Annotated in this window: 20 protein-coding genes and 1 pseudogene; 16 read left to right on the top strand and 5 right to left on the bottom strand. The window is 57.9% G+C overall.

The genetic code is table 11. The annotated features are described in order from the left end of the window. Positions 1-127 precede the first annotated feature (127 nt). Entirely contained in the window at positions 128-1,099 is a 972-nt protein-coding gene (locus L0U84_RS42815; protein ID WP_233860171.1) for a 2-hydroxyacid dehydrogenase, read from the bottom strand. Positions 1,100-1,138: 39 nt separating this feature from the next. Beyond that, positions 1,139-2,491 (bottom strand): MFS transporter, encoded by a 1,353-nt coding sequence (locus tag L0U84_RS42810; protein ID WP_233860169.1) that lies wholly within the window; start codon positions 2,489-2,491, stop codon positions 1,139-1,141. 301 nt (positions 2,492-2,792) lie between these two features. On the opposite strand from L0U84_RS42810, the gene L0U84_RS42805 reads away from it, so the two are divergent. The 5 genes from L0U84_RS42805 to L0U84_RS42785 all read left to right on the top strand — a co-directional run bounded on the left by L0U84_RS42805 (position 2,793) and on the right by L0U84_RS42785 (position 7,815). Continuing rightward, a complete protein-coding gene (locus L0U84_RS42805) occupies positions 2,793-3,653 on the top strand; it encodes a fumarylacetoacetate hydrolase family protein (protein ID WP_233860167.1) in 861 nt (286 codons plus the stop codon). Beyond that, a complete protein-coding gene (locus L0U84_RS42800; protein ID WP_233860389.1) occupies positions 3,653-4,405 on the top strand; it encodes an SDR family NAD(P)-dependent oxidoreductase in 753 nt (250 codons plus the stop codon). Before L0U84_RS42805 ends, L0U84_RS42800 begins: the two co-directional genes overlap by 1 nt. Positions 4,406-4,535: 130 nt before the next feature. Continuing rightward, on the top strand, positions 4,536-5,816 hold the full coding sequence (locus L0U84_RS42795) for an MFS transporter (protein ID WP_233860388.1): 1,281 nt from the start codon (positions 4,536-4,538) through the stop codon (positions 5,814-5,816). 27 nt (positions 5,817-5,843) lie between these two features. Further along, the gene (gene rhmD, locus L0U84_RS42790) at positions 5,844-7,022 is read left to right on the top strand and encodes an L-rhamnonate dehydratase (RefSeq protein ID WP_233860165.1); all 1,179 of its coding nucleotides are present in this window, start codon (positions 5,844-5,846) and stop codon (positions 7,020-7,022) included. A 10-nt stretch (positions 7,023-7,032) separates the two neighbouring features. Then, positions 7,033-7,815: an SDR family NAD(P)-dependent oxidoreductase gene (locus tag L0U84_RS42785; protein ID WP_233860163.1), complete on the top strand. Its 783-nt coding sequence runs from the start codon at positions 7,033-7,035 to the stop codon at positions 7,813-7,815. Here the strand turns inward: L0U84_RS42785 and L0U84_RS42780 are convergent. After that, entirely contained in the window at positions 7,802-8,752 is a 951-nt protein-coding gene (locus L0U84_RS42780; protein ID WP_233860161.1) for a LysR family transcriptional regulator, read from the bottom strand. The two genes, L0U84_RS42785 and L0U84_RS42780, sit on opposite strands and share 14 nt — an antisense overlap. A gap of 138 nt (positions 8,753-8,890) precedes the next feature. Between L0U84_RS42780 and L0U84_RS42775 the strand changes: the two genes are divergently transcribed. From L0U84_RS42775 to rhaS, 6 genes are all read left to right on the top strand, one after another. After that, the gene (locus L0U84_RS42775; RefSeq protein WP_233860159.1) at positions 8,891-9,205 is read left to right on the top strand and encodes an L-rhamnose mutarotase; all 315 of its coding nucleotides are present in this window, start codon (positions 8,891-8,893) and stop codon (positions 9,203-9,205) included. A 450-nt stretch (positions 9,206-9,655) separates the two neighbouring features. Beyond that, positions 9,656-11,200 carry a UxaA family hydrolase gene (locus tag L0U84_RS42770; protein ID WP_442794138.1) on the top strand — a complete coding sequence of 515 codons (1,545 nt, stop codon included), beginning with the start codon at positions 9,656-9,658 and terminating at the stop codon, positions 11,198-11,200. A gap of 228 nt (positions 11,201-11,428) precedes the next feature. Beyond that, on the top strand, positions 11,429-12,952 hold the full coding sequence (locus tag L0U84_RS42765; protein ID WP_233860155.1) for a sugar ABC transporter ATP-binding protein: 1,524 nt from the start codon (positions 11,429-11,431) through the stop codon (positions 12,950-12,952). Next, a complete protein-coding gene (locus L0U84_RS42760; RefSeq protein ID WP_442794137.1) occupies positions 12,949-13,989 on the top strand; it encodes an ABC transporter permease in 1,041 nt (346 codons plus the stop codon). Before L0U84_RS42765 ends, L0U84_RS42760 begins: the two co-directional genes overlap by 4 nt. After that, positions 13,982-14,986, top strand: a complete 1,005-nt coding sequence (locus L0U84_RS42755) for an ABC transporter permease (RefSeq protein ID WP_233860152.1) — start codon at positions 13,982-13,984, stop codon at positions 14,984-14,986. The genes L0U84_RS42760 and L0U84_RS42755 overlap by 8 nt, the downstream gene beginning before the upstream one ends. A gap of 71 nt (positions 14,987-15,057) precedes the next feature. Then, a complete protein-coding gene (gene rhaS / locus L0U84_RS42750) occupies positions 15,058-16,083 on the top strand; it encodes a rhamnose ABC transporter substrate-binding protein (protein ID WP_233860151.1) in 1,026 nt (341 codons plus the stop codon). Positions 16,084-17,099: 1,016 nt separating this feature from the next. On the opposite strand, the pseudogene L0U84_RS42745 reads toward rhaS, so the two are convergent. After that, positions 17,100-18,118: pseudogene (locus L0U84_RS42745) on the bottom strand (IS110 family transposase). A gap of 824 nt (positions 18,119-18,942) precedes the next feature. After that, complete coding sequence (locus tag L0U84_RS42740; RefSeq protein WP_233860150.1) at positions 18,943-19,431, bottom strand: Lrp/AsnC family transcriptional regulator; 489 nt, start codon at positions 19,429-19,431, stop codon at positions 18,943-18,945. A gap of 350 nt (positions 19,432-19,781) precedes the next feature. On the opposite strand from L0U84_RS42740, the gene L0U84_RS42735 reads away from it, so the two are divergent. The 5 genes from L0U84_RS42735 to L0U84_RS42715 all read left to right on the top strand — a co-directional run bounded on the left by L0U84_RS42735 (position 19,782) and on the right by L0U84_RS42715 (position 24,163). Next, positions 19,782-20,105: a hypothetical protein gene (locus L0U84_RS42735; RefSeq protein ID WP_233860149.1), complete on the top strand. Its 324-nt coding sequence runs from the start codon at positions 19,782-19,784 to the stop codon at positions 20,103-20,105. A gap of 662 nt (positions 20,106-20,767) precedes the next feature. Continuing rightward, complete coding sequence (locus tag L0U84_RS42730; protein WP_233860148.1) at positions 20,768-21,544, top strand: ABC transporter substrate-binding protein; 777 nt, start codon at positions 20,768-20,770, stop codon at positions 21,542-21,544. Between the two features lie 97 nt (positions 21,545-21,641). Further along, the gene (locus tag L0U84_RS42725) at positions 21,642-22,310 is read left to right on the top strand and encodes an amino acid ABC transporter permease (protein WP_233860147.1); all 669 of its coding nucleotides are present in this window, start codon (positions 21,642-21,644) and stop codon (positions 22,308-22,310) included. Between the two features lie 38 nt (positions 22,311-22,348). After that, positions 22,349-23,146 carry an amino acid ABC transporter ATP-binding protein gene (locus tag L0U84_RS42720; RefSeq protein ID WP_267940230.1) on the top strand — a complete coding sequence of 266 codons (798 nt, stop codon included), beginning with the start codon at positions 22,349-22,351 and terminating at the stop codon, positions 23,144-23,146. A gap of 27 nt (positions 23,147-23,173) precedes the next feature. Beyond that, on the top strand, positions 23,174-24,163 hold the full coding sequence (locus L0U84_RS42715) for a 2-dehydro-3-deoxygalactonokinase (RefSeq protein ID WP_233860145.1): 990 nt from the start codon (positions 23,174-23,176) through the stop codon (positions 24,161-24,163). The last annotated feature ends 13 nt before the right edge of the window (positions 24,164-24,176 follow it).

Raw genomic sequence — 24,176 nt, 5'->3', positions numbered from 1 at the left:
GAAATTTGGGACTGATGTCGCCCGTAGCTTGGACCGCGGATGCATGAGGAGGAAATCGGAGGCCGCGCCCGGTTAGCCGTCAGGTGTACAAGTGAACCAAGCGTCAGACAGCTAACTCTCCATCGACCTAGACATCGATAATATTCGGGGGGTGACCGGCATTAACGCCTTCTCCTAATGCGGCAATAAGATTCTCAGCAGCAAGATCTGCCATCCTACGGCGAGTGAATTCGCTTGCAGGAGCCATGTGGGGAGTCAGGACGACATTGTCCAGCGTGAGAAATCCTGGATTGAAGCGCGGCTCGTTCTCGAATACATCTAGTGCGGCCGCCCCTATCCGTTTGTCGATGAGGGCATCTAATAGGGCGTCGTCGTCTACGATGCCTCCTCGCCCTATATTCGTGATGGTTGCGGTGGGTTTCATTAGCTGTAACTCGCGTTCTGCGATAGTGTGATGAGTGTCGGGCGAGTATGGCAAAACTAGCAGTACATGATCGGCGTTTTTCAAAAGCTCGTCCTTTGCCACATATCGGGCGTTTACCTCTCGTTCCACTTCCACGGGACAGCGACTGCGGTTGTAATAGAGGACGTTCATGTTGAACCCGACGGCGCGCCTGGCTATCGCCCGTCCGATCCTTCCCATGCCGATGATGCCCAGCGTCGATCCGTGTACATCGCCACCGAGGAACATGTCGTACGACCAGCCAGACCATGCTCCTTTTCGAGTCCATCGGTCAGCTTCTGCAACGCGGCGGGCCGCGCACATCATCAGTGCCCAGCCGAAGTCCGCAACCGTCTCGTTGAGTACGTCCGGGGTGTTCGTGGCCACGATTCCACGTTCGCGCAATGCCGGCAGATCCAGATTGTTGTAGCCGACCGACATGTTGCTCACCGCTTTGAGAAGTGGCGCTCCAGCGATTGCTTCCGCGTCAACGCGCTCACCTGCCAGAAACACTCCATGGGCCCTTCCGAGGCGGTCGCAGAATTCCTCGCGGGTCAAATTTCGATCGTCGCTGTTCGCGTCGACCTCAAAATACTCGCTGAGTCTAGCGATCGTTTCCGGAAAAATGGCACGCGCAACAAAGACTTTCTTTTTCATCGGTATTCTCTTGCAAAGTAATTAGTCTAGCTATGCGGTTTAACCGACCCGTTTCGGAAGTCGCGCAAGGAAGAAGTAGATCAGCGCTCCAGCCACTGCGACCGCGGCACTTATGAGAAGCGCCCCGCTAAACGAGTGTGTTCGTTCCACGACAATACCCGTGATTGTTGGGGCAAAAGCGCCGCCGAAATACCCGCCGAAATTTTGAATGCTGCCAAGAGACGCGACCATTCGCGAGGGTACGGCCACGCTAACAAGCGACCATGCGCCGGCAATCGACACGTTCAGCGAGAACAACGCACCGGAAACGCAGAAGACTGCCATCGGAGTGCTCGCCGTGAAAGCCGCCGGCACGATAAAACATGCGCTCGCCAACATCCCCAAACAGATTGGGATGCGTCGACTCGCCCCCACACTGACACCATGCCGTGCGAGAAAATCGACAAAAAATCCGCCGCTGATGACGCCAACCGCACCGGCAAGGAAAGGGATGCTCGCGACCCATCCGGCGTGGGCAATGCTTAATCCCCGGTCGTGCTCGAGATACCCCGGCAGCCATGTGAGAAAAAGCCAGAACATGTAGATAATGCCGACGTAACCGAGGGTGATGCCCCACGTGACCCTCATGCCAAAGAGACTCTTCCAGTCAGCGAGCGTGAGCTTCTGGTGTGCGTCCGACGCGGGGATCTGCCCGTCGAGATAGACCAGTTCCTCATTCGTCAGATGTACGTCACGGCGGCTTCGGTAGGCGGCATACCAGACGGCCGCGACAACGATGCCCAGGACTCCCATCGCAACGAACATGTGCCGCCATCCAAAAGCGAGCAACAGGCCGGTCAGGATCGGTTGAGATATCGCCGGCCCGAGTGACGAGGACAGATTGAAGATTCCGGACGGAAGCCCACGTTCCTTGACGCTGAACCATTCACTGACAACCTTGGCACCGGCCGGGAACTGAGGCGCCTCGCCGAAGCCAAGCGCAATTCGCGCACCCATGATTGCGGCAAGACTGTGCATGAAACCTATGCATCCCTGCGCAATCGACCATACGAACAGCCCCACCCCCAAGGTTACGCGGGCCCCGAAACGGTCAAGAATCCCGCCTATTGGTAATTGAGCGAGAGCATAAGCCCACGAAAAGACTGACAAAAGAAGCCCCATTTGCGTGGGTGACAGCCCTAGCTCTGCACTGATCGAATGGTTGGCGATGGAAAGCGTGCTTCGATCGAGGTAGTTGACAAGGCCGGCGGCGACTAAAAGGCCGAGTGCGATCCACTGTGTGGTCCTCAGTCTTTTCGATTTCTGGACTCGCCCCACAGGCGGGTTGCCAGGCGTCGACAACGGTGTCCCTGAAATCGGTAAGTCTGGGATTGGGGGCAATGATGACTTCATTTCCGTTCGTCTCCTGTGTTTTATGTCGCCACTCAAGTCAGGCTCATTAAGCGTGGAACCTGATGCCCAATCAATCCTTTATTGGCATCGTCCGATGCTAAAAGCGCAAGGGTCGCGTCCAACGCACCCAGCCACCGTTCTCAGACCCACGCGACGCCTTGCTGGGCGGGACACGGCTCGACGCGCGAACGACCATCACATGCAGATTTGCTATCGCTCCCTCTGATAATCGGATTGTTTGGCTTTCACCTCGCATCTATATTGATCAGGCCGAATCACGATAGAACCTAGGAGACACGGAATGAAATTGGTACGTTTTGGACAGTCGGGCAGCGAAAAGCCAGGGATCATTGACCAGCAGGGGCGTATTCGCGACCTCTCCGCACACCTACCCGACATCGCGGGCAATTCGCTCTCAGTGCAGGCACTCCGCGAGCTTGCCGACATAGACCTGGAAACGCTGCCGTTCGCTCAGCCCGACGCACGTTTGGGGCCCTGTGTCGGTGCGATAGGCAAGATGATTTGCGTCGGACTCAACTACTCCGACCATGCGGCGGAGTCCGGTATGGCGGTCCCAACCGAACCGGTCCTGTTTATGAAGGCGACAAGCGCCATCGTCGGGCCCAACGACGACGTCCGCATTCCACCCGGTGCGAAGAAAGTCGACTGGGAAGTGGAACTCGGAGTAGTCATCGGCGAAGAGGCGCGCTATGTGAGTCGAGAAGACGCGCTCAAATACGTCGCCGGCTACTGCATCGTCAACGACGTATCTGAACGTGCATACCAGATTGAACGCGGCGGACAGTGGGACAAGGGCAAAGGCTGTGACACCTTCGGACCGGTCGGTCCGTGGCTGGTGACGCGAGACGAAGTTCCGGATCCTCAGTTGCTCGACATGTGGCTTGAAGTTGACGGGAAGCGATACCAGAACGGCAACACGCGCACGATGATCTTCGACGTTGCCACCCTCGTGTCGTACATCAGCCAGTTCATGAGCCTGCAGCCGGGCGATGTGATCTCGACGGGGACGCCCCCCGGTGTCGGGATGGGACAAAAGCCCGAGCCAATCTACCTCGCAGCCGGACAAACGATGCGGCTCGGCATCGCCGGCCTGGGAGAACAACAGCAGCGCACGATTGATACACCTGTGAAGGGGGAATGATGAATCAACTCGATCTGAATAACCGCGCCGTCGTTATCACCGGCGGTGCACGCGGAATCGGCTATGCGGTGGCTCAACGTGCGTTGCGTTCGGGTGCGTCCGTGGCCCTGTGGGACATCGACGGAGAACGTCTTGAGCGCAGTCGCGCCGAGCTCTCGGAACTTGGCCAGGTCTCGACGGAGATTGTCGAACTGACCCAGGAAGAATCTGTCGCCGCCGCGACGCAGAATACGATCGAACAGCATGGGTCCATCGATGTTCTGATTAATAGCGCAGGAATCACTGGTGGCAATGGCACGACCTGGGAACTGGCTCCGGAAGTCTGGCGTCGAGTCATCGATGTAAATCTCGTCGGCACCTATCTGACGTGTCGTGCGATCGTCCCGCAAATGCTAAAGCAAGGCTATGGCCGGATCGTCAACATCTCGTCCGTCGCAGGCAAGGAAGGTAATCCGAACGCGTCGCACTACAGCGCCTCAAAGGCGGGGATGATCGGGTTGACCAAGTCGCTGGCCAAAGAGCTTGCAACCAGGAACATCCTGGTCAACGCGGTAACGCCGGCAGCGGCAAAGACCGAGATCCTCGCGTCGATGACGCAACAACATATCGACTACATGTTGTCCAAGATTCCGATGAATCGCCTGTTGGAGCCTGACGAGGCCGCATCGCTGATCCTTTGGCTGTCCTCCGAAGACTGTGCATTCAGCACCGGCGCGGTCTTCGACCTGTCCGGCGGACGCACCACGTATTAGTTGCACTAAAACAGGCCTGTCCCGACAGGCCTGTTTCGATAGAACCGACGATCAAGCCGGTCAACACCAGGAGACGAAAGTGGACATCACCTTGCGGACGTCCGTCGAGGAGAAAGTCGTTAGCAAAGCAATGCGGCACATCCTGCCCTTCCTGCTGCTGATGTACGTTCTTTCTTTTCTCGACCGGGCAAATATTGGCTTCGCGCAGAGAGCGCTCCAGCAGGACACGGGCCTATCCGACGCCGCGTTCGCATTCGGCGCCGGCGTCTTCTTCGTTGGTTATGCGTTCCTGGAAGTGCCAAGCAATCTATTGTTGCATCGGTTCGGGGCGCGGGCGTGGATGTGCCGGATCATGGTCACGTGGGGCCTGGTTTCCGCAGCAATGTCGCTTGCGCACACCCCGACCATGTTCTATGTGTTGCGCTTCCTGCTCGGCGTAGCGGAAGCCGGCTTTTTCCCCGGCATCATTTATTACCTTACGACTTGGTTCCCACAGTCCGCGCGGGCACGCGCCGTCGGCCTCTTCTATTTCGGTGCGCCACTCGCGTTCATCTTTGGCAGCCCGCTCTCGGGGCTATTACTTGATCTCCATGGAGTCATGGGGCTCGCTGGCTGGCAATGGCTGTTTCTGGTCGAAGGGGGCTTGGCTTCAGCTGTGGGCGTGTGGTCGTACTGGTACCTTGACAATAAGCCCACGGACGCGCGCTGGCTCAGCCCGTCGGAGCGTGACGCCCTTGCCGCGGCCGTGGCACGTGACGCGCGTGACGCGGGAGCGCATAGCCCGCACAGCGTCCTCGCAGCATTGACGGACCGGCGTGTGCTTCTGCTGGGGTTCATCTACCTCCTGATCCAGATGAGTGTTTACGGGGTCATTTTCTTCCTCCCGCAGCAGGTCGCAGCTCTGCTGGGCACCAAGGTGGGTATCAAGGTTGGCCTCGTCACTGCCCTGCCCTGGGTATGTGCCGTTGCGGTCACCTGGGTTGTGCCCCGGCGCGCTGATCGCACCGGCGCTCACCGAACCTGGGCCGTGCTGCTTCTGATATTGGCCGGATTCGGTATTGGACTCTCGGGCGCGGTCCACAGTCCCCTGCTAGCGATGCTCGCATTGTGCTGTGCGGCAAGCGGCTTCATCGCGGCCCAGCCACTATTCTGGACCTTTCCGACGCAATATCTCGCGGGTGCGGCGGCCGCGGGAGGAATTGCCCTCATCAATTCACTTGGCAGTATCGGAGGTTTCCTGGCGCCGAGCTTGCGCACGGCCGCAGAGCGGTGGTTCGCGTCAAGCGCAGCAGGGCTTGCAGTGCTCGGATGCGTCAGCCTTCTAGCGGCGCTCTTTATCGCGTTCTTCGTTCGTCGCCCGCCAGTCCGTGTCACCAGCCCTTTAAACCAAGCGGTTAACCGCGCGCCATAACGGCGTCTTTATCAACGGAGCAACAACATGGCTATGCCCACCATTCGGCACGTGCGCGCCTTCATCGTTCGTGGAGGCGGCGCCGATTATCACGACCAGCCTGACGGTCACTGGATTGACGACCATATCTCAACGCCAATGTCGCGTTACCCCGAGTATCGACAGAGCCGACAAACGTTCGGCATCAATGTGCTCGGCACACTGGTCGTCGAGATCGAAGCGAGCGACGGCACCGTTGGATTTGCGGTAACCACCGGCGGCGAAATCGGGGCGTTTATTGTTGAAAAACATTTGGCACGGTTCCTCGAAGGTCAGCTTGTCACGGACATCGAGAAGATGTGGGATCAGATGTATTTCGCGACCCTCTATTACGGCCGCAAGGGCATCGTCTTGAACACGATTTCGGGCGTCGATCTCGCGCTTTGGGACTTGCTCGGGAAGGTGCGCAAGGAGCCCGTGTATCAACTGCTCGGCGGTCCGGTACGTGACGAGCTCCAGTTTTACGCGACCGGCGCGCGTCCCGACCTCGCGAAGGGGATGGGCTTTATCGGCGGGAAGATGCCGTTGCAGCACGGGCCGGCAGAAGGCGAAGAAGGACTGGCGAAAAACATCGCGAAACTCGCCGACATGCGCTCGAAAGTCGGCGACGATTTCTGGCTAATGTTCGATTGCTGGATGAGCCTCGATCTAACGTACGCGAAGCGCCTCGCGAATGCCGCGCACGAATACGGCCTCAAGTGGATAGAAGAGGCACTTCCTCCAGACGATTATTGGGGTTACGCGGACCTGCGCCGCTCTGTGCCGCGCGGCATGATGGTGTCGACTGGCGAACATGAGGCGACGCGCTGGGGCTTCCGCATGCTATTGGAGATGGGGTGCGCAGATCTGATCCAGCCGGACGTCGGCTGGTGCGGCGGCATTACCGAGCTCATCAAGATTTCGGCTCTCGCCGATGCGCATAACGTTCTGGTCGTGCCACACGGTTCGTCGGTGTACAGCTACCACTTCGTAGTCACGCGACACAACTCGCCGTTTGCTGAGTTCCTGATGATGGCGCCCAAAGCCGATGAGGTCGTGCCAATGTTCACGCCGCTGCTGCTCGATGAACCGGTGCCGGTGAACGGACGGATGAAGGTTCCGGAGACGCCGGGGTTCGGCGTGCGGCTCAATCCCGACTGCGCATTGGCGCGCCCCTATTCGCATTGAGGACGACATCGTGTTGCTCGAAAACAAGGTAGTAATCGTGACCGGCGGCTCGCGCGGTATAGGACGCGCGATCGCGATTGCATGCGCAAGAGAAGGCGCCGATATCGCACTGAATTATTGGGGCGACAACGACAAGTCGTATGGGCGGATCTCGGCGGTGGAGGAAGTCGTCGGCGAGATCGAGGCACTAGGGCGTCGCGTGATCGCAGTCGAAGGCAACGTAGCCCATCACGACACCGGTGTGCAGCTGGTAAAGCGCACTGTCGACGCTTTCGGCCATGTCGATGTGCTCGCAAGCAACGCTGGCATCTGCCCGTTCCACGCGTTTCTCGACATGCCCGCATCGCTTTACGAGACGACCGTCGCAGTGAACCTGAACGGAGCGTTCTTCGTAACGCAGGCAGTCGCGAACCAGATGAAACAGCAAGGTACGGGCGGCGCAATCGTCGCAACGAGCTCAATCAGTGCGCTCGTCGGGGGCGGCATGCAGACGCACTATACGCCCACCAAGGCGGGAGTCCATTCGCTCATGCAGTCGTGCGCGATCGCGCTTGGACCCTACGGCATCCGCTGTAATTCGGTGATGCCCGGCACGATCGCGACAGATCTGAACGCTGACGATCTGTCCGATAAGGCGAAGCGCGCCTATATGGAAAAGCGCATCCCACTTGGTCGTCTCGGCGAGCCTGACGACGTCGCGCAATGCGTGATATTCCTCGCCTCCGACCGCGCACGCTACGTCACAGGCGCGTCCATCCTCGTGGATGGTGGACTTTTCGTCAATTTGCAATGAACGAATTCGCCGAGTATTTACGCAAAAGAGCGATGAAGTATTCGGCGGGTTCGCTGAGCGTTTCGTTTTTGCGTCGTAGAAGGCCGAAACCCGCGAGACTCTTGCCGATCTCGACGGGCAGTTCAATCAGCAGTTCCGCGCGCAGGTAATCGCGCACCACGGATTCAGGCAGCATCGCGACGGCGTCGCTGTTTTGCAGCAGTTGCAGAGTGGCAAAGATCGACGCGCATTCGACCACGTTCGACGGCGTCGAAAGTCCGGCACCTGCGAGCTCGCTTTCGAAGAGCGCCCGCGCAGGGCTCGTAATTGGCTGAAGAATCCAGGGCCAGGCGGTCAGCGCGTCGAGAGTCATTACCACTTCTTCGGCAAGCGGATGTGAAGCGCGCACGACAAGCCGCATCGCTTCGCGCGCGAGTGGTTCGAAGTCGAAGTCGTTATGTTGCAAAGGTGTGGTGAGGCGTCCAAGCGCGAGATCGACATCGCGCCGGTGCAGCAGTTGCACGACCTGATCACTCGTTTCGCCGAGGATGCGTACGTTGAGAAGGGGGCGCTCCGCCTTGAGTTCAGAGACCGCCATCGCAAGGACGTCGGGCGCGGCGCCCATTATCGCACCCACGGTCAACTGGCCGTGACCGCCGCGCCGCTTGCTTTCGAGATCGGCGGCAAATCGGGTGAGGTCCGCGAGCGAACGACGTGCATAAGCGAGCGTGACCGCACCCAGAGCGGTCGGCAGCATACCGCGCGCGTTGCGCTCGAAGAGCAGGAAACCGAACGCTTCCTCGATGTCCGAGAGCATGCGGCTTGCGCTCGGCTGCGCGACGTTAATCGCATCAGCGGCCTGATGCAGATTTCGAGCCTCGTCGAGCGCCACCAGGAGGGCCAGGTGCTTGAATTTAAGCCGATTCACGAGTGCAAGATGAGCTTGGTTCTGATTCATTGCAGTCCCGTTCAAGCGATACGGTTTTGCGATTGACCAATCCCGCAATCGGATTGTGGTGCTATCGGTCCGCGAATTATAGTCTCAACACACAGAGCCTCAAAGAGGCGGTTTCGACTACCAAAAAGGCAGGCCCCGATGGAGACAATTGCGTTTCGGATGACCTTGAAGTCAGGGATGCGCGACGAATACGAGCGGCGCCATCGTGAGATATGGCCCGAACTCGCCGGCGCGCTGCGCGAAGCCGGCATCGGCGATTACTGGATCTTTCTCGACGAATCAAATGGACATCTGTTTGCGACGTTCAAGCGAGACGCAACACATTCGACCGATGCATTGCCCTCGCTTCCGGTCATGCGTAAATGGTGGATCTACATGGCTGAGTTGATGGTGACGAACCCGGACAATTCACCCGTCACCACGCCACTCGCGCCCGTCTTTCACCTTCCCTGAATTCTTTTTCAGGCACGAGGCGCCGGCAAGCAGGTTGTTCGCATCGAATTTTTCATTCAATGGTTTGGTCAGGTCGTCGACGTTGTGGCATGCGTACGCGTCGATTGTTGACGACGCACGCGACATCGAACGAAACACGCCGTTCCAGCGCAATGCGGAAAACGTCTACCGGATCTGAATACAAGCGGCACTGAAGGAGACACGTATGACAAACACACGACAATCGCCGTCCGGACTGTGGCATGCAAGCAGGTTATCGGAGCGCGTGCGCGCACTGATGGACGCAATGATTAACGACTTGTTCACGACTCCACTGTGCGTCGCGAGTGGCCTCCGCTTTTTCGGCGCGTTCGGCTATCTCATGAACGTCGGCAGAAACAGGCATCTTTCGAATGACGACCGCTCCACTTCCATTTCCGAGCGCAGCACCCCCTCACCGGTATGAACAGCATGTCCACCATTGCCAACGATCATTCCGTGATACGGCTGCATCTCAACGACGATGTCGTGATTGCGACGCGACAACTGATGTCCGGAGCGCGCATCGCGTCGGAAGGCTTGCTCGTGACCGGGCTGATTCCGCCCGGTCACAAGGTCGCGACGCGCGCGATTGCGAAGGGCGAACCCGTCAAGCGCTACAACCAGATTATCGGTGTTGCGTGCCAGGCGATTGCACGCGGTCAGCACGTGCACACGCACAACCTGGGCATGGCCGAGTTTGCACGCGAGCACGAATTCGGCGTCGACGTGCGGCCAACCGTGCCGGCCCGCGATCCGGCGCATTTCATGGGGATCCGCCGCGCCGACGGCCGCGTCGCGACGCGTAACTTCATCGGCGTGCTGACGAGCGTGAACTGCTCGGCGACGGTCGCGCGGGCAATCGCGGATCGCTTCCGGCGCGACGTGCATCCAGAAGAACTCGCACGCTTTCCGAACGTCGACGGCGTGGTCGCGCTGACTCACGGACTCGGCTGTGGAGTCGATACGCGCGGCGACGGGATGAAGATCCTGCGCCGCACGCTTGCGGGTTACGCGGCGCACCCGAACTTCGCGTCAGTGCTGTTCATCGGGCTGGGTTGCGAGGCGAATCAGATCGACGGCGTGCTCGAATCCGCTGGTCTCGCCGACAACACCGCCCATTTGCGCAGCTTTACGATCCAGGACAGCGGGGGCACGCGCAAGACCATCGAGCGCGGTGTGGCGATGGTGCGCGAGATGCTCGTCGACGCGAACCGCGCCGTGCGGGAAGAGGTGCCTGCGTCGTATCTGACGGTCGGGCTGCAATGCGGCGGCTCGGATGGCTACTCGGGCATTTCGGCGAATCCGGCATTGGGCGCGGCCGTCGACCGGGTCGTGCAGCATGGCGGTGCGGCGATCCTGTCGGAGACACCGGAAGTCTACGGCGCCGAACATCTGTTGACGCGCCGCGCGGTGAACCGCGAAGTCGCCGAAAAGCTGCTTGCGCGCATCGCGTGGTGGCAGAACTACTGTGAGCGCAACGGCGCAGCGCTCGACAACAATCCGTCGGCGGGCAATAAAGTTGGCGGACTGACGACGATCCTCGAGAAATCGCTCGGTGCAGTGGCCAAGGGCGGCACGACAAATCTCGTCGAAGTGTACGAATACGCGCAACCGATCCGCGCAAAGGGCTTCGTGTTCATGGATTCGCCAGGCTACGACCCGACGTCGGCAACGGGCCAGGTCGCGTCGGGTGCAAACCTCATCTGCTTTACGACAGGGCGCGGCTCGGCATACGGCTGCGCACCGTCGCCGTCACTGAAGCTCGCGACCAACACGTCACTGTGGGAGCGCCAGGAAGACGACATGGACTTCAACTGCGGCGGAGTCATTGATGGCACCGCGACCATCGATCAACTCGGCGAAGCGATTTTCCGCAGGATGCTGGATTGCGCGTCCGGCGCTGCATCGAAGAGCGAATTGCACGGATATGGACAGAATGAATTTGTGCCGTGGCAAGTGGGCGTGGTGACTTGATTGTCAATGTTTCAATCTGGAGAAGATGCAAGTCGATTGCGGATCACGCGTGACGCGTCATCGTATGTTCGTCGATGGGTCATCGGCGTCGCGCTACCGCGACATGGCGCGATGACATGCGCGCGCACGGCATGCGAGAACGTCGCCGTGAAGCAAGAACGCGCTAGATGGCGCAATGTGCGACGCCTTTACCAAATCTGAAAACAAGCTGTTTTGAAGGAGACATGTATGACGAACACACGACAACCGCGGTTGGAGTTGCGGCATGCGAGCAAGTCATTCGGGCGCGTTCAGGCGCTCGGGGACGCCAGCCTGGAGCTGTGGCCTGGCGAAGTGCATGCCCTGCTGGGCGAGAACGGTGCGGGCAAATCGACGCTCGTAAAGATACTCGCAGGAGTCCACGCACCGGATACCGGAGAATTGCTGGTGGACGGCGTCCCTCGCCAGTTTTCGAATCCGGCTGAGGCGCGGGACGCAGGACTTGCCGTGATCTATCAGGAGCCAACGCTGTTCGCCGATCTCTCGATCGCCGAGAACATCTTTATGGGTCGACAGCCGCGCGACAAGCTACGACGGATCCGTTACGACGAGATGAATCGCGAGGTAGATGCCCTGCTCTCGTCCCTAGGTGTGAATCTGCGTGCAGATCGGCTAGTGCGCGGGTTATCGATCGCGGACCAGCAGGTGATAGAGATCGCGAAGGCGTTGTCTCTTGATGCCAACGTGCTCATCATGGACGAGCCAACGGCCGCCCTGTCGCTGACCGAAGTCGAACGCCTCTTTGTAATTGTGCGCGCTCTGCGGGAGCGCGACGTAGCGATTCTCTTTATCACGCACAGGCTGGAGGAAGTCTTCGCGCTCACGCAGCGCATGACGATCATGCGTGACGGCGTCAAGGTGTTCGACGCCCTCACCGCCGACATGACCATCGATGCAATAGTAAGCAAAATGGTTGGCCGCGATCTCGACACGTTCTATCCGAAGGCTGATGTCACGCCGGGCGAAGTTCGGCTGGCCGTACGCGGACTCACCCGTCACGGCGTGTTCAAAGATATTTCGTTCGATGTTCACGCAGGAGAAATCGTCGCTCTGGCGGGACTCGTTGGCGCGGGACGCAGCGAAGTAGCGCGTGCGATCTTCGGCATTGATCCGGTCGACGCTGGCGAAGTGAAGATCGCGGGCCGGCAGCTTTCGCTGGGCAAACCAACTGCCGCCGTTCGGGCAGGCCTGGCTCTGGTGCCCGAAGATCGTCGGGCGCAAGGCCTCGCGCTCGAACTGAGCATCGCCCGCAATACATCCTTAACGGTACTCGGAAGGCTTGTGAAGCATGGCCTGATCTCGGCTCGCAGCGAATCCGCGCTCGCCGCCGACTGGGGGAAGCGTCTTCGCCTGAAAGCAAGTGATCTGGAAGCGCCGGTCGGCACCTTGTCTGGCGGCAACCAGCAGAAAGTCGTGCTCGGCAAGTGGCTCGCAACCGATCCAAAGGTATTGATCATCGATGAGCCCACACGCGGGATTGATGTCGGCGCGAAAGCAGAGGTATATCGAACGCTTGCCGAACTGGTACGAGAGGGAATGGCAGTGCTGATGATCTCGAGCGAGCTGCCCGAGGTACTCGGCATGGCCGACCGTGTGCTCGTTATGCACGAAGGCCGCATCAGCGCAGACATCGCGCGCGAGGATGCGAATGAGGAACGGGTGATGACCGCTGCACTAGGCGCATCGCCACACATCTTGGGGCGGGCAGCATGACACGACACACTCCCACAATGCCGGCGATGGGCCGGCCAGGCGTCTGGCGGCGTAATGTCGTTACCGGGCTCGCGAAGAGCCGTGAAGCGACGCTCTTCGTCGTCTTGCTCGCGCTGATTGGTGCAACGACCGCCGCGAAACCCGAGTTTTTCAATCTTCAGAACCTCCGAGACGTGTTGCTCAACGTCTCGATCATCAGCCTGCTCACGGCTGGCATGACAGTTCTGATGTTGATGCGGCACATCGATTTGTCGGTAGCGTCGGTTGTCGGGGTCAGTGCCTATGCGGTCGGCAGTCTTTTCCTGATGTTTCCGCAGATGCCCGTGATGGTGGCAATGCTTGCGGGCATAGGGATCGGTCTTGCAGCCGGAGCAATCAATGGCACGCTCGTTACTTACGGTCGGGTGCCGTCTCTGGTGGCAACCCTTTCAACGCTATACATTGTGCGCGGCGCCGATTACGCATGGGTTCATGGCGGCCAGATAAACGCAACGAGTCTGCCTGATGCCTTCGCGCAGATAGCGACTGGATCCTTATTCGGTGTGCCAAATCTCGTGCTGATCGCACTCGTCGTCCTTGTCGTACTAGCGATCTATCTGAAACAGTACCGTGGCGGCCGAGAGCATTACGCAATCGGCTCAAATCCCGAGGCCGCTCGTCTCGCAGGCATTCGAGTCGAACGACGGGTGATGATTGGATTTTTGTTATCAGGCGCTATCGCGGGATTTGCGGGGGTGTTGTGGCTCGCCCGTTTCGGCACCGTCGATGCGAGTACAGCAAAGGGGATCGAACTCCAGGTCGTGGCTGCAGCTGTCGTCGGAAGCGTCGCAATTACTGGTGGAGTTGGCACGATAATGGGCGCGACGCTCGGTGCGCTTGTGCTTGGCGTAATCAACATCGCTCTCGTGGTTCTGCGCGTGTCGCCCTTCTGGCAGCAGGCGATCCAAGGTGCGCTGATTGTTGTCGCAATCACGCTCGATACTGTTTTGGCACGTTCCGTCGCCAAACGCATGATGAGGAAACGCGATCATGGCTAAGCCCGATTCTGCACTCTCCACGACAAAGCGGCGTCATATGAAATGGGAAGCGATGCTCGCGATAGTGCTCCTCCTTTCTGTAGTCGGCGGCCGCATTCTCTCCCCGGTGTTTCTCTCCGGCGCAAACCTTTCGAATATGCTGGCCGACTTCACCGAAATCGCGCTTATCGGCCTGCCGATGACTCTGATCATCATTGCCGCCGAGATCGATTTGTCAGTTGCATCAGTCCTCGGCGCTTCAAGCGCGCTGATGGGGGTGCTATGGCACCTGGGTCTGCCGATGCCACTTGTCATCGCGATCGTCCTGGTTGCAGGCACACTCGCGGGTCTCTTGAATGGACTTGTCATCGTGCGCTTCAACCTGCCGTCGCTCGCCGTCACCATAGGCACGCTTGCCCTGTTTCGTGGACTCGCATATGTCCTGCTCGGGGATCAGGCCGTCGCGGATTTCCCCGCTTCGTACACGGCGTTCGGTATCGATACCATCCCGGGTACGTTTCTGCCAATGCCGTTCATTCTGGTCATCGTCGGTGCAATTGTATTCACCGTGTTGCTGCAGGCAACGCCTTTCGGCCGCAGTCTTTACGCGATTGGTTCAAATCCTGTGGCGGCGCAGTTCTCTGGGATCGAGGTGCTGAAAACCAAGCTGAAGCTCTTTATGTTCTCGGGTGCTATGGCCGCGCTCGCAGGCATTGTATTCACACTGCGTTTCACGAGTGCTCGCGGTGATAACGGCGAAGGGTTCGAACTCTCGGTGATAGCAGCGGTGCTATTCGGCGGTGTCAGCATCTTTGGCGGGCGGGGATCGATGATAGGCGTGTTGCTGTCCTTGCTTATCATTGGAGTGCTGCGCAATGCGCTGACTCTCGCCGACGTCTCGAGTGAAACGCTCACCATCGTCACCGGCGGCCTGCTGCTCTCGTCGGTGCTTATCCCGAATCTCGTCGCCCGCTGGCGGGCGGTCCGGGAGAAACGGCTCATGGCTCAAGCGCTGTGACACAGTTTTATAACTGGCGTGCGGATCATTTCGATCCGGAAAGCCGTGCGCCTCAATCAGGAGACGGAAAAATGTTCAGAACAATTCGATCGGTTCGTCCACCGGTCCTCGCATCAGCGCTGTTGGTCGCAAGTATTGCACTGGGTGCAGCGTTTCAGGTCGCCGCAGCTGACGTGAAGAGCGGGCTGAAGATCGCATTTGTACCGAAGCAGATCAACAACCCCTACGAAGTTATCGCGGACGACGGCGGCATGGCCGCCATCAAAGAGATGAACGGACAAGGCAAGGTAGTCGGGCCATCCGATGCCGGTGCGTCATCGCAAGTGTCATATATCAATACACTGATCACGCAGCGTCAGGACGCCATCGTGATAGCCGCGAACGATGCAAACGCCGTAGTGCCATATCTTAAAAAGGCAATGGCGCAAGGCATTAAGGTCGTCGCGTTTGATTCAGACACCGCACCGGATGGGCGTCAGGTCTTCGTAAATCAGGCGGACGCCGAGTCGATCGGACGTGGCCAGGTACAGTTGCTTTCCAAGTTGACCGGCGGTGAGGGCGAGTTCGCGATTCTTTCCGCCACGCCGAATGCGACGAACCAAAACACGTGGATAAAATGGATGCAGGAGGAGTTGAAAAAGCCCGAATATGCAAAGCTCAAACTCGTGAAGATCGCCTACGGCAACGACGACGATCAGAAATCTTTCGTTGAGACACAAGGCCTGTTGCAGGCGTATCCGAACCTCAAGGCAATCGTTGCGCCGACGTCAGTCGGGATTGCTGCCGCCGCGCGGTACATCTCCACGTCGCCGGCAAAAGGCAAGGTCACGGTGACCGGTCTCGGTACGCCGAACCAGATGCGCTCTTTTGTCAAGAATGGCACAGTAAAGGCGTTTCAATTGTGGGACCCGGGTCAACTGGGCTATCTCGCTGCGTATGCTGCGGCGAATCTCGCATCGGGCAAAATCACCGGCAAGGAAGGCGATTCGTTCGACGCTGGCAAGTTGGGAAAACGCACCGTCGGCAAGAACGGCGAAGTCATTCTTGGACCGCCGACAACCTTCGATGCCAGCAACATCGACAAATTTAACTTCTGATGCATGAACGGTCCCCGAATTTTCATGAAGCCTGTGGGCACCAGCGCGAGTTTCACTGCGAGTGAAATGAATCCAGCTTCGGCAAGGCTGATCGTGCCCCCCGTTGACCCGGCGTGTTTTTGGCCGGAATTATTATCGGCTCGGGGACCGTTGCTAACGTATACAGACGTGTCGGGGCAGCCTGCAAGCGAGCGTCCATTCCATTTGACGTGCGACGGTCCCTCACGCGCCATCGTGCGCGGCGACTGGACACCGGATAAACGCCGGCGACTGAGGCTCGATCGCCGCAGAACGCAGCAAAGTCGCCAGCCGATGCGAAGTCAAGTCTTCAGGCGGATCAACACTTGGAACGGCGACTCCGAGGCGTGGATACGAGTAACTAAGCCGTCAACAGCATTCAATGTCAAGAAACGAAGGGTCGGACAGCTGCAGCTATCGGCCCCTTCAATTCCGTCCACGGCTTGTTCGGCCTACGTCCTACCGCGCGATCCCATCGTGATGACCTGCGAACGCGGAACGGTCCACGAGCCTCAATGGCGATAAGTCATAGTATCACCATCGCGTTTAAAGGCTGGCGACAAACAGATTCGGATACGCCCTTTCGACAACGGCGCGATCGTGTAAGTGCACCGACGGTGACGTGGACTTCCGTCTCTTGCGATTCGCACTCTGTCGTGTATCTTTGACGGCCCACGCGCGGTAGCCAGCTCTGATGTGATCGACGACTCCCGCTACCCCGCGAGAGTTTTATGCCAATCTATGGTCCACCCCATTTTTGCAACCCTGATTTTCAATGTCGAGTTTGGCTTGCTTAAATCTATTCGGCGTCGTTGTGGGGATTGTTCCCCGCGCCATGATGAGATTCGCGCCTGACGATCCTTAACAGTGGATCGGCTTCGAAAAGCCTCTTGGGCATTCAGGTTCTTCGTCAGGCCGGTAGGCCGTTCACGTCATCAATTTTCAGTTGTCGCAAAACCAGTTGGATGCTTTGTAAGCAATGGTAAAGCTGTACGCGTTCAGAGTGGATGGCTTGAGAAGCCTGCGTCAAATGTGGTTTGGCGCGCAACAATGGCCCAGGCGGTCCGGGCCAGCCTGTTGGCCAGCGCACACGCCACCACGTTTGAATGCCGCTGCGCGAGCATTGCGCGAACGCAGTCTGCCAGGCGACCGGTCCGTTTCTCCAGGCCTCGCATGTAGGCTCGGGCGCACAGGACGAGCAGGCGCCTGACATTTTTGTCGCCGCGTCGGCTGATCCCGAGAAGATTGTTCTTGCCGCCCGTGCTGTATTGCCGGGGAACGAGCCCAACCGATGCCGCAAAATCGCGACTGCAGCCGTACTGCTTTGCGTCGCCCATTTTCGCGGCCAACGCGCTTGCAGTGACTGGGCCGACTCCCGGGATGCTCATCAGGCGCTGTCCAACCTCGTCCTCCGCGAACTGACGTGCGAGCTCCTGGTAAATCTCTGTTCCTCAAGGTACTTGAAGTGCCCGTGGAGGCGTTCGAGAATCGCAATTAGTCGGGGCGGCAGTTCCTGCATGGCGAGCACGGCCGGCAGACGTGCGACGGTGGCCGTGCCCACTGGCAGACTGATACCAAACTCAAGGAGAAAGCCATGCATCTGGTTGACGGCTTTGGTGCGCTCGCGCACCATCGATTCACGCACACGATGCAGCACCGAAAGAGTCTGTTGCGATTCCGTCTTCGGGGTTACGAATCTCATCGCTGGGCGTGATGATGCTTCGCAAATCGCCTCGGCGTCGACGAAATCATTTTTGTTTGACTTCACGAATGGCCTGACGAACTGCGGCGAGATCAGGCGCACCGTGTGCCCGAATTCGGCCAGCTTGCGGGCCATATGATGCGAACCGGCGCAGGCCTCCATAACGACGGTACAGGCATGGAATGTCGCGAAGAATTCGATCAGTTGTTTCCGGCTCATCTTTTTACGGAACACAGCGTTGCCTTTAGCGTCCTGTCCATGAAGGTGAAAGCTGTGTTTGCCCAGATCGATACCAACGAGCGTTACGTCGTCCATGAGCGTCTCCAGTTCGGTATGAACACGGCCAGCCTAACCTATCCGGTGGGGCGGGGTGGACCATCCCATTAGTGGGCAAGTCGTGATGCCCACGGCAAAGGAGCGTTCATCACATCATAGCCATTTTTCCTAGATCTCCAAGTTAAATATAGGACTGCGATATTATTTAAAAACTGCTGCCATCAAATCCGACCTTCTAACTTCGGTCGTTTTTCTTATGAGACATCTGCGACCAGCGAGCGCCCAACAAGCGGACTGTCCTGAACGGGACCCGACTCGCGCTTCTCGCGCGCAAACTACGGTGCACGGATGATCAGTTCACTTTGGCTTTGATTCCACGGGTTGCCGCCGCGACAACAGGGATGTCGGCTGCCTCAAGCCAACCCCCACAGACCGCTTCAAACGCTTCGTCGAACCCGCCTTCGCTTGCTGGCCTTGAGCTTGCCTTATGCTGCTCGCAAGACCATGCTCCAATATAACCAGTTAATTCTGTGGCCTGATGCTAATTTCTGAGGCTGGACGGCGGGTTGTTGAAACGAAACGATCGAAATCGCCGCACAGGCAGAACGAACGTTTCTCTCCTCGTTTTTGTTAGGGTTTCTGCCTAGAGCGACAAGCGGTGAATCGCGCAGCAACCTCCTACTGGATTGCAATGCTTCACACACGAGGGCGGGATACGACACCGTGTCTTCGGCTGGCGTCTATTGTTTTTGGGACACCCGCCGTGCATTGGGGGTATCTCGTACGAAGCTCGTCTGGTCGGTCGAGCGAATCCGCCCCGGCGCCCGAAAAAAGCTTAGCTTGCGAGCGCCATGGCGCTGTCCTCACGCGGGCGGCGCGACCTCGGCTTTGATCTCATGAAGGATGAAGGACGTATAGATTTCGCCGACGTGAGGCAGGCTGTTGATGTAATCCATCGAATACCTTCCATAAGCGTTGAGATCCTTCGCGACTACCAACAATTGATAGTCGTACTGTCCGGACATGCGATAGCAGGACAGCACTTCTGCCAGTGAGCGAACCGCCTTCTCGAAAGCGTCGGGCGCTGGCCTGGCAAGGCGATCAAGCTTCACGAAGACGGAGGCTTTAACAGCATAGCCCAGAGATTCTGCATTCACTTTTGCGTGGTAGCCACTAATCACACCCGCGTCTTCCAGTTGCTTGACGCGACGCCAACATGGCGATGCGGTTAGCGAGACACGTTCAGCCAGTTCCGCACTTGAAAGACGCGCCTCGTTCTGGAGCTCTCGAAGGATCTTGATGTCAATGACATCCAGCTTGGGAGGATGAGCTGAAAACTGTTTTTGCGTCATGTTCGTGTACATAAGACGTAGGTGAGACCGTGGATGAGCGTGCGACCCAGCGGCAGCCGCGCTTCAATAGATGTCGTTCGCGTGCGCGAAGAATTGAAATGTACGTTCCAAAAAAGTGGATTTCGAGCCTCAATGTTAGCAAACTTTCGCTTTATTGCAGCCGTATCATTTCACTCATGGTTCAGCCCCGCGCTCGCTTAATGATCGACCGCAACCGGGTAACTTGCGTGTATAGAACGTCAAGGCAGCGGTCGGCTTTAGGAACGCCTGAGGCGTCCGAGCCTTCTGACCGCGGTAAAGCCGCCGTTGTCGGACGGTCGCGTCATCAATACGTTCTCGGAGATTCCAGCATGTCCAATGCAGATAGCGCAGGCTCCTTCCCTGCAATTGCACGCTCAACCGTCCACAGCCTACGTGCCTCCAAGATTCGCGAGGCCGCCAATGCCGGGATGGGACGTGAAGGCGCCGTGCCTTTCTGGTTCGGCGAGCCGGATGTTCCTACGTCCGAGGAGATTCGCGTCGAGGCTATCCAGAGCCTCCAGAACGGCGAAACCTTCTACGTTCAGACGCTCGGTCAGCCACAACCACGCGACGACATCGCCGCATTCGTAAGTCGACTACACACGCCACGCTCAGCAGAACATGTTGCGGTGACTGGGGCGCCCTTCAGCTAGTGTCCCGAGTTAGAAGTTCGCAGTAAAACGTTGGGTGCAAAGCCCTCGCGCCGTCGCGGTTCACCAAGGCGCATTCGGATGATTTCGAAGCAGGGCAAACGCTTTTGGGCCAGGCCGTCGCTTGCAAATGGGCATGGCAGAACCGGGGAACGTAGTCGAAGGAAAGTCAGATGAACACTACTGAGATGTCTTTACGTTTGATGGTTGAGAAATGGTTTGCCGCAAATTTGACCACAACGTTGCGGGTAACACGGTTCAGCCACGCACGCTGCGCTTACGGACGATACGTGCGGGTCGAAGCGGCGCGGCGGGAGGGTGGTACGTTTGCACTCTGCTTCTTTCGACACGCAGATGGTGCGTGGCGTGTATTTCCGCCTGATCGAGGCCGCGCAAACCCTATGCCTTCTTTCGGTCTATTCAACCAGTACGTCGCCAATTGGTGAAGCGAAATACTGAATCGAATTTCTAACTCGGGACACTAGCCATGCACCTCCGAGGAATCGTGGTCGGCTTAACAAATTTCCTGGTCGACAGGGAGCTTGAAGTAAAGCGGTATCTTAATCGTGAGGATTAGGACGTTCTGTAACGAAGTACATCAATTAAATACATTTTGGCGTCCTGAACGGAAGGCCGAACAACCTACTAATGTTAGGAGACACACCATGATCCGCAAGCTTGCGACCACCGTAGCCATTTTACTTGTCAGCAGCGTCGCTGTCGCAGCCGACATTAATGTGGCCGCCAACACAGCCAATGTGCCGTTTGAGTTTCAAGACGCCTCAGGCAAGTTGGTTGGCTTCGAGATCGATCTGCTCAACACCATCGGAAAGCGCCTCAACAAGTCGATTGAATTTACGGAGATGCCGTTCAATAGCCTGTTCGCTGCGGTGCAGTCGGGGCGAGCAGATATCGCGATCGGCTCGATCACGATCACGCCAAAGCGCCTTGAATCGGTTTCGTTTACCCAGCCATTTTTTGATGCGAACCAATGTCTGACTGTCGGCAAAGCGAGCGGCATCAAGGGCGTCGAAGGTCTTGCCGGAAAGCAGGTCGCCGTCGTCACGGGTACCACTGGTGAAATGTGGGCGACGCAAAACGATGCCAAATACAAGTTCGGTGGGATCAGCCGATACGACGACAACGTGAGTCCGATGCTGGACATCGCTACGGGTCGCATCGGCGGTCTCGTACATGACTGCCCTATCGACGCGTACTACATCAAGGACAAACCTCAGTACGCGATCGTTGCCACCATCCCCACAAACGAACAGTTTGGGCTGATGCTTCGCAAGGGAAGTCCGCTGTTGCGAGATGTGGATACTGCAATTGCGAGGCTCAAGCAGGATGGTGAGCTTGCGCGTTTGTACACGAAATGGTTTGGATCCTCAGCGCCCACTGGTTCCAGCACCGTCACCGTCACCCAAAGTCCCCAGCCTTAATCTCGGGACATCGGAATTTTTGCCTAACGAACCGCGCGCACGACGCTCATTTCTCGTTGCGCGGGCGGTTCGCATCCTGTCGCGCATGAGACTGTATATGGACATTGTCACCACATTTTTCAACATCGACGTTCTGCGGAATGCTTTCTCACTGCTTCTGGAAGGCTTTGGTTTCACGATCCTGCTTGGCGCGGCGTGTCTGTTCTTTTCAGTCTTCGGCGGGCTTCTACTGGCGCTTTCAAGGATGTACGGCGCCCAGCCCTTGCGTATGCTGGCGATGGCCTACATTGATGTGTTCCGCGCCATACCTCTTCTCGTACTCCTCGTTCTTGTGTACTACGCCCTTCCTTTTGTAGGGATCCGGCTAAGCCCATTCTGGGCGGCTACAACAGCGCTATCTGGAGTAGCCGCGGCGTACATGGCCGAAACATTCCGCGCGGGGATCGAAGCCGTACCGTGGGGCCAATTTGAGGCCGCGCAAGCGTTAGGTTTCTCGTGGTCGAGGCTGATGGTCGATATCACGTTGCCACAGGCCATGCGCCTTGTGATCCCTCCCGCAACGGGAGTCGGTGTTGGCCTCATTAAGGATACCGCCCTTGCGTCGGTTGTCGCCATGCCAGATTTGCTCAAACAGGCTACCCAGGCTCAGGCCTTCTATGCTAATCCGTCTCCGTTAATTGGTGCTGCGATTCTATATCTCGCTCTCCTGTTGCCGCTGGTCCGTTTGGTCGGAGCGCTTGAGAAACGCCGCAAGCGTCGCCGGTAAAGCGAGTCTTTCCAAGTACAACACACGGAGGCAATCAAATGAGTCGAATTTATCAGATCGAGCCCGGTGCGCCGGCGATCGTCAGCATAAAAAACCTCAATAAGCATTATGGGCCTTTCCATGCGATTAAGAGTATCAACCTAACAGTGAAGCGCGGCGAAGTTCTTGCGCTGATCGGTCCCTCCGGGTCGGGAAAGTCCACACTGATTCGATGCATTAACCTGCTGGAGGAGTTCTCGTCCGGTAGCATCGTGGTGGATGGCGTGAACGTTGAAAAAGGGAAAAACCTGGCAAAGGTTCGAGCTGAAGTCGGCATGGTGTTCCAACAGTTCAACTTGTTCCCGCACATGACGACGCTGCGCAATGTCGCGATTGCACCGGTTCGAGTGCGCGGAGCTTCATGGGTGGAGGCTGAAGTTCGAGCAAAGCAGCTTCTAGAACGCGTTGGGCTGGGGGAGCACACCCACAAGTTTCCTGACCAGCTCTCAGGGGGTCAGCAGCAACGTGTCGCGATTGCCCGTTCGCTGGCGATGGAGCCGGCTGTCTTGCTGTTCGATGAGCCCACGTCGGCCCTTGACCCAGAAATGGTTGGCGAGGTTCTCGACGTCATCCAAAGCCTCGCCGCGACTGGCGTGACGATGCTGGTCGTGACCCACGAAATGGCATTTGCTCGGAAGGTGGCGGATCGCGTCATCTTCATGGAAAAGGGAGAGCTGATTGAGCAAGCACCTCCGGAGAATTTCTTTGACAACCCCCAGACTGAGCGCGCGAAAAACTTCCTTCGATCAATCGTTCGAACCCCTGCAGAGGTACCAGCAACCGGGGCGGGACTGTAAACCCGCAGCGACGTCAGCGAGTTGAATATGAATATAAAACCGACAGATGAGGCGGTCCTGATCGGGCTCGACTGGGGCACTTCGTCTCTGCGTGCCTATTTGTTCAATGCAAATGGCACTGTCCTCGATTCGAGGCAGTCGTCGCAGGGCATCATGCATTTGCGAAGGACAGCAATCGAAGGCGGGTTCGACGAAGCGTTCGAAGCGATCTGTGGAGATTGGCTCGACGTGGCCGACATCCCTGTTGTCGCGGCAGGAATGGTTGGAAGTGCTCAAGGTTGGCTAGAGGCACCATACGTCCCTGCGCCGGTAGACTGTGCGCCCCTCACGCGGGCATTGGAGACGCTCAAGACGGCGCGTGGGACAACTGTTTTCATCGTGCCTGGGATCATCCAGAACGGTCCCATGCCAAACGTAATGAGAGGTGAAGAAACTCAGATCTTCGGCGCATTCGCGGCTTATCCGGAACTTAAAGAAGCCAGGAGGACGTTGATTGGCTTGCCCGGCACACACGCGAAATGGGCCTTTACATTCGACGGGGAGTTACAGCGTTTTCTTACCTTTATGACGGGAGAGGTATTCGCAGTCCTGCGCGACTATACCATCCTAGGTCGCACGATGCACCCGTCCAGCAACAATCTGGACGCGGCGTTCCTGCGCGGCGTGGACACGGCCATACGACACAGTCATCTCGGGGTTCTAGCGACGATGTTCAGTGTGCGAACGCTCGGACTGACGGGAGAGATTGGGCCAGAACAGCAATCAGACTATCTGTCAGGCTTGCTCATTGGACACGAACTCTGTGGACTATCTCATCTTCTCGTTGAGGAAGAGTCGACGCTTAACGACTGGACCGTTGGACTGATAGGTGATGAACGACTCTGCCGTCGCTATCAGCTCGCACTTTCGCAGATGGGTTACGCCGACGTACGAATTCTGCAAAAGACGACTGAATATGGCCTTTTTCAAATAGCGTGGGATGCGGGTCTACTCGCTGCCCCGTCCGCGCAAGACTAAACACTCGGGAACT

The organism is Paraburkholderia sp. HD33-4, assembly GCF_021390635.1.
GTDB lineage: Bacteria > Pseudomonadota > Gammaproteobacteria > Burkholderiales > Burkholderiaceae > Paraburkholderia.
Note: the sequence above shows the minus strand (reverse complement) of the source record. Positions and strands in the feature narration are given on the sequence as shown.